This window comes from Novosphingobium sp. BL-A-41-Hi4A-0G, assembly GCF_055521735.1.
Window position 1 is genome coordinate 1,451,749 of sequence record NZ_CM145501.1, and the last position, 10,612, is coordinate 1,462,360.

At 64.7% G+C, this 10,612-nt stretch carries 9 protein-coding genes; 4 read left to right on the forward strand and 5 right to left on the reverse strand.

Features of this window, described 5'->3' with window-relative positions:
* Nucleotides 1–39: 39 nt before the first annotated feature.
* The 3 genes from ACZ1JX_RS07130 to ACZ1JX_RS07140 form a co-directional block, all read right to left on the reverse strand.
* Nucleotides 40–762, reverse strand: a complete 723-nt coding sequence (locus tag ACZ1JX_RS07130; protein WP_465126055.1) for an N-formylglutamate amidohydrolase — start codon at nucleotides 760–762, stop codon at nucleotides 40–42.
* Nucleotides 759–1,562 (reverse strand): 4-(cytidine 5'-diphospho)-2-C-methyl-D-erythritol kinase, encoded by an 804-nt coding sequence (locus tag ACZ1JX_RS07135; protein WP_465126056.1) that lies wholly within the window; start codon nucleotides 1,560–1,562, stop codon nucleotides 759–761. Before ACZ1JX_RS07135 ends, ACZ1JX_RS07130 begins: the two co-directional genes overlap by 4 nt.
* Nucleotides 1,563–1,631: 69 nt before the next feature.
* Entirely contained in the window at nucleotides 1,632–3,281 is a 1,650-nt protein-coding gene (locus ACZ1JX_RS07140) for an electron transfer flavoprotein-ubiquinone oxidoreductase (RefSeq protein ID WP_465126057.1), read from the reverse strand.
* Between the two features lie 129 nt (nucleotides 3,282–3,410).
* On the opposite strand from ACZ1JX_RS07140, the gene ACZ1JX_RS07145 reads away from it, so the two are divergent.
* The 4 genes from ACZ1JX_RS07145 to ACZ1JX_RS07160 are packed head-to-tail and all read left to right on the forward strand — an operon-like array spanning nucleotide 3,411 to nucleotide 7,605.
* Nucleotides 3,411–4,184, forward strand: a complete 774-nt coding sequence (locus ACZ1JX_RS07145; RefSeq protein WP_465126058.1) for a uracil-DNA glycosylase family protein — start codon at nucleotides 3,411–3,413, stop codon at nucleotides 4,182–4,184.
* Nucleotides 4,160–5,956 (forward strand): lytic transglycosylase domain-containing protein, encoded by a 1,797-nt coding sequence (locus ACZ1JX_RS07150; RefSeq protein WP_465126059.1) that lies wholly within the window; start codon nucleotides 4,160–4,162, stop codon nucleotides 5,954–5,956. The genes ACZ1JX_RS07145 and ACZ1JX_RS07150 overlap by 25 nt, the downstream gene beginning before the upstream one ends.
* Nucleotides 5,946–6,473, forward strand: coding sequence for a molybdenum cofactor biosynthesis protein B (gene moaB, locus ACZ1JX_RS07155; RefSeq protein WP_465126060.1), 528 nt, complete (start codon nucleotides 5,946–5,948; stop codon nucleotides 6,471–6,473). The genes ACZ1JX_RS07150 and moaB overlap by 11 nt, the downstream gene beginning before the upstream one ends.
* 52 nt (nucleotides 6,474–6,525) lie before the next feature.
* Nucleotides 6,526–7,605, forward strand: coding sequence for a PA0069 family radical SAM protein (locus ACZ1JX_RS07160; protein ID WP_465126061.1), 1,080 nt, complete (start codon nucleotides 6,526–6,528; stop codon nucleotides 7,603–7,605).
* A 955-nt stretch (nucleotides 7,606–8,560) separates the two neighbouring features.
* Here ACZ1JX_RS07160 and ACZ1JX_RS07165 read toward each other — a convergent pair.
* Entirely contained in the window at nucleotides 8,561–8,974 is a 414-nt protein-coding gene (locus ACZ1JX_RS07165; protein WP_465126062.1) for a DUF1330 domain-containing protein, read from the reverse strand.
* A 2-nt stretch (nucleotides 8,975–8,976) separates the two neighbouring features.
* Nucleotides 8,977–10,593 carry a long-chain fatty acid--CoA ligase gene (locus ACZ1JX_RS07170; protein ID WP_465126063.1) on the reverse strand — a complete coding sequence of 539 codons (1,617 nt, stop codon included), beginning with the start codon at nucleotides 10,591–10,593 and terminating at the stop codon, nucleotides 8,977–8,979.
* Between the last annotated feature and the right edge of the window lie 19 nt (nucleotides 10,594–10,612).

Below are 10,612 nucleotides of genomic sequence, written 5' to 3' on the forward strand. Positions count from 1 at the left end.
CTATGCCAGTAATCCCGACGCCCGAAACGCCCGGAAAACCTAGCTGATTGCAACGGCAACCTGATTGGCGATCCGCGCCAGCCGCTCGGCCCACTCGGCCTGCCCGTCCGGGTGCCCGATCAAGTCCTGACGCACCTCGATGCCGAGGTAGGGCCGACCATCGGCTTCGGCATGGCGGTTCATCGTCGCATTCAGCAGCCTGCCCGAATAAGGCAACTGGTCCCCTACGCACAGGCCCTCTGCCTCAAGCAGCGCAATGGCAATCCGCGCCGCCCGGTCATCCTCGTTGTAAAGCACGCCCACGTGCCACGGCCGGGGCTCGTCGCTCGAAGCCAGTTGCGGCGTAAAGCTATGCAATGAAACGATAAGTGACTGCGGAACGTCCGCCAGAAGATCCGCCAGCGCATCGTGATAGGGCCGGAAGAAGCGCGCCAGTCGCGCCTCATGGCCTGCATGGTCGAGCGCATTGCCGGGAATTGCGTGCCCGTCGCTCGCAATCGGCACCACGGTCGGCAGATGCTCGTCACGGTTGAAATCGCACACAAGCCGGCTCACCCCGCCCTGAAACGCCGCGATGCCCGGCCGCTGTGCCATCAACGCGCCCACTTCGGCCACGCCAATGTCCACCGCAATGTGCTGGCTCAGCAATTCAGGCGCGATGCCCAGATCAATGTCATCGGGAACGAGGTTCGAGGCATGATCGGAAACGACCAGAATGCCCCCGAACCGCGGGTTGCCAATGATCCGATAGGCCTCGCTCACCGCAACGCTCCAGCCAAAGTCCACCACCCGGCAAGCATGGCCGCCTGCGCTGCATCACGCTCCTCCACGCTGTCATAGAGGGCAAAACAGGTTGCCCCCGAACCTGACATACGCGTCAGCCAAGCACCCGTTTGCGCCAGAGCTTCCAGCACTTCACCTATTTCTGACACAAGCGTCAGCGCCGGAGCTTCAAGGTCGTTGCGCCCGAAAAGCGCTATTTCCCTGAGGTTGGCGCCCTCCATCGGCCCGCGATCGACCCCGTCCCAGGCCTTGAACACCGGCCCTGTCGCCAGTGGAATGCACGGATTGACCAGCAGCACCGGGGTTCCCGCCAGATCGTTGGCAATCGGCTCAAGTTCGGTCCCGGTCCCCCGCCCGATGCAGGCCACGCTCTCGACGCAAGCCGGAACATCGGCACCAAGCTCTGCTGCACGTGCATGCCAATCCTCCGGCAAACCATGGCTGTCCCGAACCATCCGGAAGATCGCCCCGGCATCCGCCGACCCACCGCCAAGCCCCGCCGCCACCGGCAGGTTCTTCTCCAGCGTCACCGCCCAGCCCGGCCCATGCGGCAAGGATTGCAAGGCCTTGGCCACGATGTTCCCAAACGGATCGTCCAACGCCCCACCGAACTCGCCGACAACGCGCAGCGAGTCCGCCGACGCTGGCGAAACGCTCAGCTCATCCCCCGCATCCACGAAGGCAAACAGCGTCTCCAGCTCATGATACCCGTCATCACGTCGCCGCCGCACATGCAGCGCAAGGTTGATCTTGGCGTAGGCTGTCTCTCGCAAGGTCATACCCTTCCCTGAAACGGAAGAAGCGCCGGAGCAAGCCCCGGCGCCTCCTGATATCGTTGCCCGTTCAAGTTACATATTCGGATAGTTCGGCCCGCCGCCACCTTCGGGAGTCACCCATTCGATGTTCTGGGTCATGTCCTTGATATCGCAGGTCTTGCAGTGGACACAGTTCTGCGCGTTGATCTGGAGGCGCGGGTTGCCTTCTTCCACGCCCACGTACTCATAGACCCCCGCCGGGCAATAGCGCTGCTCAGGCCCTGCGTAGAGCGGCAGGTTGATCCGCGTCGGCACCGTCGGGTCCTTCAGCACGAGATGGCTCGGCTGGTCTTCCTCGTGGTTGGTGTAGGAGAACGAGACGCTGGTCAGACGGTCGAAGGTGATCACGCCATCGGGCTTGGGGTACGCGATCGGCTTGAACAGGTCGGCGCGCTGCGTGGCCTCGGCGTCCTTGTGGTGCTTCATCGGCTTCCAGATGCCGAAGCCGCCGATTGTGCGCAGCCACATGTCCGCGCCCGCCAGCACCGTGCCCAGCTCGCCGCCGAACTTGGCGACCAGCGGCTGCGCGTTCTGGACCTTCTTGAGCTCCTTGGCGATCCAGCTTTCACGGACGGCCGAGTCATACTCGACCATGTCGTCCTTCTCGCGGCCCGCAGCGATGGCCGCCGCGATCGACTCCGCCGCCAGCATCCCGCTCTTCATCGCGGTGTGGCTGCCCTTGATGCGCGGCACGTTGACGAAGCCCGCCGAGCAGCCGATCAGCGCGCCACCGGGGAACGACAGGCGCGGCACCGACTGCCAGCCACCCTCGTTGATCGCACGCGCGCCGTAGGACACGCGGCGGCCGCCTTCCAGAATCGCGCGGATTTCCGGATGCTGCTTCCAGCGCTGGAATTCCTCGAACGGATAGACATAGGGGTTGGCGTAATCGAGCGCGGTGACGAAGCCCAGTGCCACCTGGTTGTTGGCCTGGTGGTAGAGGAACCCGCCGCCCCACGAATTCGATTCCGAAAGCGGCCAGCCTTGCGTGTGGATCACGCGGCCCGGAACGTGCTTTTCGGGATCGATGTCCCACAGTTCCTTGATGCCGATGCCATAGACCTGCGGCTGGCAATCGCGCTCGAGATCGAAGTGCGCCTTAAGCCGCTTGGTCAGGTGCCCGCGCGCGCCTTCGGCAAACAGCGTGTACTTGGCGTGGAGTTCCATGCCGGGCTGGTAGTCGGGCTTCTTGGAGCCGTCCTTGGCAATGCCCATGTCGCCGGTGGCAACGCCCATCACCGCGCCGTTCTCATCGAACAGCACTTCCGCTGCCGGGAAGCCGGGGAAGATCTCGACGCCCAGTTCCATCGCCTGCTCGGAAAGCCAGCGGCACAAGTTGCCAAGGCTGCCGGTGTAGTTGCCCTCGTTCGACATGAACGGAGGCATCGGCCAGTGCGGGACGGACATCTTGCCCTTCTTCGACAGGACCCAGTGCCAGTTGTCCGTCACCGGCACTTCGGCCATCGGGCAGCCCTGCGTGCGCCATTCGGGCAGCAGCTCGTCCAGCGCCTTGGGATCGACGACCGCGCCCGAGAGAATGTGCGCGCCGATCTCCGAGCCCTTTTCGAGCACGCAGACCGAGATTTCCGGGTTGACCTGCTTCAACCGGATCGAGGCCGCCAGCCCCGCAGGTCCGCCGCCGACGATAACGACGTCATACGGCATCGATTCCCGTTCGCTCATGCCCCGATAACTCCCGACTTTATGCCAATTGCGCGTTTGAATTCGCATTGTGCCTTGAAAGAGCCTACCGGCAAGGTCAAGACCACAAATCGGACTGCGAGGAAGCACAGGTTGCCTGATAGCGCCAACATGCATGACACTGGCCTCGGCACTGACATGGGCCCTGCCCTTACGGCAGCGCTGGCGTGGTGGCGCGATGCCGGCGTCGATCACGCATTCATAGATGATCCGCAGGATTGGCTGGCACAGGCCCGGCAGGAGTCCCCTCCCCCCGCCCCTGCACCGATGAAACCCTTGCGCGAACTCGCCGCAGAACGCAGCGATTCGCCGGTCATCGTGAAAGTCGCGGATCGCAGCGGATGGCCGCAGGACCTTGCCGCATTTGCCGACTGGTGGCTCACCGAACCCGCCCTCGCGCCTGCAGGCCTCAAGCGTCTGGTGCCCACAGGGCCTGCCAATGCTTCGCTGATGATCCTCGTACCGATGCCCTCGGCTGACGATGGCGATGCTCTGCTGACGGGACGCGCAGGCAAGTTGCTTGATGCGATGCTCGGCGCGATGGGCATAGACCGGGCGCAGACTTACCTCGCCTCCGCCCTTCCAGCCCACCTGCCGATGCCCGATTGGGAGACCCTGCGCGCCGCCGGGCTGGGCGAGGTGCTGCTGCATCACATCGCTCTCGCGCGGCCTAGGCGGCTGCTGATCCTGGGCGGATCCGGCATTTCAGCGCTTCTCGGCCACGACCCGCCGAATTTGGCTCAAAGTTTACGGGCAATTAATCAAGAAGGGCCACCACTCCCTGCGCTGCCGGCGTGGGATCTCGAAGCCATGCTGCAACGCCCTGCCCTCAAGGCAGGTTTGTGGAGCCGCTGGCTCGAATGGACGGGGACCGAAACGATTTGAAGCTGGCTCACGCCACCAAGTACACGCTGCTGGCTTTTGCGACTTCGGTTGCAGCGCTCTCGGCTGTGCCCGCGCAGGCGAACAGCGCAGCGGTCGACTATTTTCGCGGCCGCGCCGATCGCACCGCCGTACCCTCGCTGCTCAGCCAGGATGACCGGAGCTACTACAAGAGCCTGTTTTCCGAGATCGAGCGTGAGGACTGGACGCAAGTGCAGGCCCTCTTCGCCCAGCGCACAGACGGACCGCTGCACACGGTTGCCCGCGCGCAATACATTCTCGCGGCCACTTCGCCCAAGGCCGAACTCGCGCCGATCACCGACGTCCTGAACAAGGCGCCAGACCTGCCATGGGCTGAACAGCTTGGCCGTCTCGCCCTCAAGCGCGGCGCAACCGAGCTACCCAGCCTGCCGCAAGCGCAGCGCCTCATGGCTCTGCCCAACGTCTCGAAGCGTATCCGTCCCCGCTCGATCGATGACGGCACGATGCCCGCCAGCGTCGCCGCTGCAATTCAGGACCGCATCAAGTTCGACGATCCCGTCGGCGCCCGCGTGCTGCTGGATGGCGTCGACGCCACGCTCTCGTCCGACGCCCGGGCCGAATGGCGCCAGAAGATCGGCTGGGCCTTCTATATCGAGAACGACGACGCCACCGCACGCGCCATCGCGCTGACCGCCGCCGAAGGAACGGGGCCTTGGGTCTCCGAAGCCTACTGGACTGCGGGCCTTGCCAGCTGGCGCCTGGGCGATTGCGTCGCGGCGGCCGACGCGTTCGAGAAGACCGCAGGCTTGGCGCAGAACGACGAACTGGCCTCTGCCGCGCATTACTGGGCAAGCCGCGCGTGGCTGCGCTGCCGCAAGCCCGAGAAGGTATCCGCGTCGCTGCGCAATGCCGCCCGCTTCCGCGAGACGCTCTACGGCATGATGGCCTCCGAAGCGCTCGGCCTGCGCGAAAGCGCGCCGCCGGTCGCCCCCGATTTCTCGCTGGCTGACTGGCAGCAGCTGCGCGACGTGCCCAACATCCGCACCGCCGTGCAGCTTGCCGAGATTGGCGAGGACGGCCTTGCCGACGAAGTGCTGCGCCATCAGGCCCGCATTGGCGCGCCCGGCCAGTATGCCCCGCTCTCGCGCCTCGCCCGCGATCTCGGTCTGCCCTCAACCCAGCTGTGGATGGCCTACAACGCCCCGTCAGGCGCCCGTCCGGATGAAGCCGCGCGCTTCCCGGCGCCGAAGTGGACCCCGGCAACCGGCTGGAAGGTCGACCCAGCGCTGCTCTTTGCGCACTCGCTGCAGGAATCGAACTTCCGCACTGCTGTCACCAGCCCTGCAGGTGCGAAGGGACTCATGCAGGTCCGACCCGGCACTGCCAAGGACATGGCCCGCTTAGAGCCACTGATGGCAGGGCGCGATCGACAGCTCGACCTGCCCGACGTCAACCTCGCTTTCGGCCAGCAATACCTTCAGCAACTGCGGGATTCCGATGCGACGCAAGGCCTCCTGCCGAAGGTCATGGCGGCGTACAATGCCGGACCTCTGCCCATCGCGCGCTGGAACACCGAAATCCGCGGCGGCAACGACCCGCTGCTGTGGATGGAATCGATCCCTTACTGGGAAACGCGCGGCTACGTTTCGATCGTGATGCGCAACTACTGGATGTATGAGAAGCAGGCTGGTGGCCCGTCCGAAAGCCGCCTCGGCCTCGTCCAGGGCCTATGGCCGAAGTTCCCCGGCCTGACCGGTGCAGAAAACATAAGGATCGCCTCGCGTGGCAATTGATACTTCGCGCGAGTTCAAGCCGATCAACATCGCCCTGCTCACCGTTTCCGATACGCGTGGGCCCTCCGAGGACACCTCGGGCGATATCCTTGCCGAACGCATCAAGGCCAAGGGCCACAAGCTCGCCGCCCGCGCCATCGAAAAGGACGATGCCGACCGCATCGTCAGCCGCCTCAACAACTGGATCGATGACCGCACGGTCGATGCCGTGGTCATCACCGGCGGCACCGGCCTGACGGGACGCGACGTCACCCCCGAAGCGCTCGACCGGGTAAAGACCCGCGAGATCCCCGGCTTCGGCGAACTGTTCCGCTGGCTCTCCTTCAAGACCATCGGCACCAGCACGATCCAGTCCCGCGCCTGCGCTGTCGTCGCCCGCGGCACCTACATCTTCGCCCTGCCCGGATCGAACGGCGCGGTGAAGGACGGCTGGGACGGCATCCTCGACGAACAACTCGACAGCCGCAACCGCCCGTGCAACTTCGTGGAACTCATGCCGAGGCTGCTGGAAAAGTAGGCTTTTCCCAAGCCCACTTGCATTTCTGTTCCACTTATGTTCCAATCTCACCATGGCAGTCCATGGCAGAGGCGCGCAATCGGCAAGTGTCCCCACCCGCTTCGGCCTCGCCACGCGCGAGGCTGACGGCGACTGGCTCGACGCGCGCGAGGATATCGACGGCCCCGGCCCAAAGCTGCGCACGACGGTAACCGAGGAACACCCCCGCGCCATCCTCACCTTCAACCGCTCGCCCGACATTCCGTTCGACCGTTCGGTAAACGCCTATCGCGGCTGCGAGCATGGCTGCGTCTATTGCTACGCCCGCCCCACCCACGCATACCACGACCTGTCACCCGGCCTCGATTTCGAAACGAAGCTCTTCGCCAAACCCGATGCGGCCAGACTCCTGCGCGAAACCCTCGCCAAGCCCGGATACAAACCCGCGCCCATAGCCATGGGCACCAACACAGATCCTTATCAGCCGATAGAAGCCCGCTACCGCATCACGCGAGAGGTGCTGGAACTCTGCCTCGAACTGCGGCACCCGGTCACGATCACCACCAAATCGGCCCGCGTGCTGGATGATGTCGATCTGCTGACAGAACTCGCCCGCCACCACCTCACCGCCGTCGGAATCTCCGTAACGAGCCTCGACCCGCGCCTGTCCGGGCTGCTCGAACCGCGCGCTTCCTCACCTGTCAAGCGGCTGGAGGCATTGGAGAAACTGGTCGCAGCAGGCGTGCCAACGCACGTCTCAGTTGCGCCGGTAATCCCTGCGATCACCGACGAATTCATGGAAGGCATTCTCGAAGAGGCGGCGAGGCGCGGCGTGCGCTCGGCCAGCTGGATCATGCTGCGCCTTCCCCACGAAGTCGCCCCGCTGTTCCGCGAGTGGCTGGACACCCGCTTCCCCGACCGCGCTTCGAAGGTCATGGCCATCGTCCAGGCAGTGCGCGGCGGGAAGGACAATGACGCGCAATTCTTCACCCGCATGAAGCCGAACGGCATCTGGGCCGACCTCATCCGCACCCGCTTCCGCATAGCATGCCGCAAACACGCCATCGGCAAGGCCCACGTCGATCTCGACTGCTCGCAGTTTCGCAAGCCCAGCCCGAACGGCCAGCTGGACCTGTTCGCTCCCACCACCTAACCCAACGATCACGTCGCCCCGGGCGTGACCCGGGGCTGGGCTTTTCTTCTGCGCTCCGCTTGAAGCCAAAAAGCCGGGTCCCGTATCAAGTCCGCGACGACGACAAATGAGCGGGTGCGTTCTACGCGGTTACGCGAGCAAGCACCCAACTCAGTCGTCTTCCCCGCACCCCTTCGTCATTCCCGCGCAGGCGGGAATCCAGCGACAAACAACCCCGTCGCCCCGCGACGACATTTCTTGCGCCATCTGGACCCGCCTGCGCGGGAATGACGAGAGAGGGGGTGGGGAGCGACGACGCGTGCTGCGTTCCATCTTGACAAAACGAACCATATAGGTTATACGCCCCGCCCACAGGTCAGGAGAGGGCAAAAGGCCAACCCGCTCCTCTCCCTTCGGAGGTCAGGCTGTTTGCCGAAGCCTCCGGCGCGATCGGTGCGGCAGGTGCGCGTGGGTTCAATGCGGGGCGTTAAGCCCAAGACCCACCGGGCAAACCCTGTCGTGACCCAAGGACAGACAGGACAACCCAAGGCTGATAGCACGGCGCCGAACCCTGAGCGACGCTGCGGATGCGGAACCCGCCATGATTGTGCGACAGTGTCAGCACAAACGACAGGTTCTTTTCACGCAGCCGCTTGCCAGAAGCCAAGGCAGCACGCGAGCCGCTGCCAAGGCTTCGTCCTTTCACATATGTCCGCCCTCAGGCTGAGCCGACAAGGGGTCCGGAACCGCCCCCCGGCCACTCGCAACCGGTCCCGCGCCCTCCCCGCGCGTGCCACGACGGCACCGCACCGGTCGCGCGATCTGTGCCTTCCCCCGGCGTTACCGTCCGCACTCGCCAGCGGATCATCCCTCATATCGCGTGTCCGCGATGCCCAGCCCCAGCTGCTTGACTTGCGGTGCCGAGGGCGAGGCTAGTCGCAGCGAGGGGACACCCCGTTGCCAAGCCACAGAAAGGCTAAGTCCCCCGAAACCGAATCAACCGGCTGTTCGCCACCGCCGCCGTCCGGTGCGGCAAGGCATCGCGCGCATAGGCCTCATCCTTCACCATCGCGAAGAACGCTCCTGCATCGGGGTAGCCCATGACGAACGCCTCGTCCCACTCCCCTTGAGGGCCAGTGACGACACATTCCATCGGCGCATGCCAGACCATCGCCGCGCCGAAATCCTTCACTAGCGCCTGAAACGCGTCCTTGTAGATCGCGTAAGCTTCGCGCCCGGTCAGGCCCTTGCCATGGTTGGGATGACCTTCCGGATACTCGGCCAGTTCGCGGAACTTGATCAGGTTGAGCATGTGCAGCGGCGTATCGCGTGGTAGCGACTTGAACACATCGAAGTTCTCGCGGCTCGGATCGATATAGACTTCGGACATGCTCAAGCCACCTTGTCCCACGCGAAAGTGCGAAACTGGTCGCGCAGGTCCTTCTTGCTGATCTTGCCGGTGCCGGTGTGCGGGATCTGGTCGACGAAGACCACCGCGTCAGGCACCCACCACTTGGCGACATGACTCGCGAGGAACCCGCGAATCTCGTCCTGAGACACGTCCTTGCCCGGCTTCTTCACCACCACCAGCAGCGGCCGCTCGTCCCACTTGGGATGATAGACGCCGATCGCCGCCGCCTCTGCCACCGCCGGGTGCCCGATCGCAGCGTTCTCCAACTCGACCGAACTGATCCACTCACCGCCCGACTTGATCACGTCCTTGGTCCGGTCGGTCAGTTGCAGGGTGCCATCGCCATGGATCACGCCAACGTCACCCGTATCGAACCACTGTCCCGCCACGACCGCATCGGCCTCGGCCTTGAAGTAGCGCTTGATCACCCAGGGCCCGCGCACCTGCAATGCTCCCGCCGTCACGCCATCGCGCGGCAGGACCTTGTCCGGATCATCGAGATCGACGCAGCGGATCTCCACCCCGAACGGCGGACGCCCCTGCATCGCCTTGACCGTCACCTGCTCGTCGAAGTCCAACTCGTCCCAGTTCCACGTCTCGGCCCCGGTGGTGCCGATGGGCGAGGTTTCGGTCATGCCCCAGGCATGGGCGACGCGGCAGCCTGCGCGCATGAAACGCTCGATCATTGCGCGCGGCATGGCAGAGCCGCCGGTGACGATGGTCTGCAGGCTCGCCGGAATCTCGCCGCCGTTGTGCGCGTCGACATGCTGGAGCAAAGCCAGCCAGACCGTCGGCACGCCGGCCGAGCAGGTCACCTTCTCGCGGTTCATCAGCTCGCACAGCACCGCGCCATCGTTCACCGCCGAATAGACGAACTTCGCCCCCGCCGCCGCGCCCGCCCATGGCAGGCCCCAGCTTGCAGCGTGGAACATCGGCACGATCGGCAACATGACCGAGCGACAATCCATGCCAAACACCGGCGGGCTGATCGCGCTCAGCGCATGCAACATGGTCGAGCGGTGCTCGTAGAGCACGCCCTTGGGATTGCCGGTGGTGCCGCTGGTGTAGCAGAGCATGCACGGATCGCGCTCGTCCCCGTCGTGCCACTCGGTCTGGCCATCCTCGCCGCCAATCCACTCCTCGAAGTGCAAGGCAGGCTCGCTGCTGTCGAAGCAGATATAATGCTCGACCGTCGGCCAACGCGGCTTCATCCGCTCCACGATCGGCGCCCACTGCTTGTCGAACAGCATCACCCGATCTTCGGCGTGATTGACGATGTAATCGAGCTGATCGTCGAACAGCCGCGGGTTGAGAGTGTGAAGAATACCGCCGACGCCTACTGCGCCGTACCACGAGACGAGATGCCGGTGATGGTTCATCGCCAGCGTGGCGATCCGGTCGCCCGGCTGCACGCCCAGTTTGCGCAAGGCCTGCGTCATCCGCAGCGCGTCGTGGCGGATGCCCGCCCAGTTTGTCCGGGTCTCGCTGCCATCGGCCCAGCGGCTGACGATTTCGCGCTCCGAATGCTCGCGCGCGGCGTGGTCTATCAGATGTGTGACCCGCAGCTTCCAGTCCTGCATCGCGCCCAGTTGCTGCATCGCTCTCTCCGTTCGTTTT

Coding starts and splice junctions, on each gene's coding strand:
- ACZ1JX_RS07160 (WP_465126061.1), top strand. CDS start 6,526: ATGGCAGTCCATGGCAGAGGCGCGCAATCGGCAAGTGTCCCCACCCGC.
- ACZ1JX_RS07170 (WP_465126063.1), bottom strand. CDS start 10,593: ATGCAGCAACTGGGCGCGATGCAGGACTGGAAGCTGCGGGTCACACAT.
- ACZ1JX_RS07165 (WP_465126062.1), bottom strand. CDS start 8,974: ATGTCCGAAGTCTATATCGATCCGAGCCGCGAGAACTTCGATGTGTTC.
- ACZ1JX_RS07140 (WP_465126057.1), bottom strand. CDS start 3,281: ATGAGCGAACGGGAATCGATGCCGTATGACGTCGTTATCGTCGGCGGC.
- ACZ1JX_RS07145 (WP_465126058.1), top strand. CDS start 3,411: ATGCATGACACTGGCCTCGGCACTGACATGGGCCCTGCCCTTACGGCA.
- ACZ1JX_RS07150 (WP_465126059.1), top strand. CDS start 4,160: ATGGACGGGGACCGAAACGATTTGAAGCTGGCTCACGCCACCAAGTAC.
- ACZ1JX_RS07135 (WP_465126056.1), bottom strand. CDS start 1,562: ATGACCTTGCGAGAGACAGCCTACGCCAAGATCAACCTTGCGCTGCAT.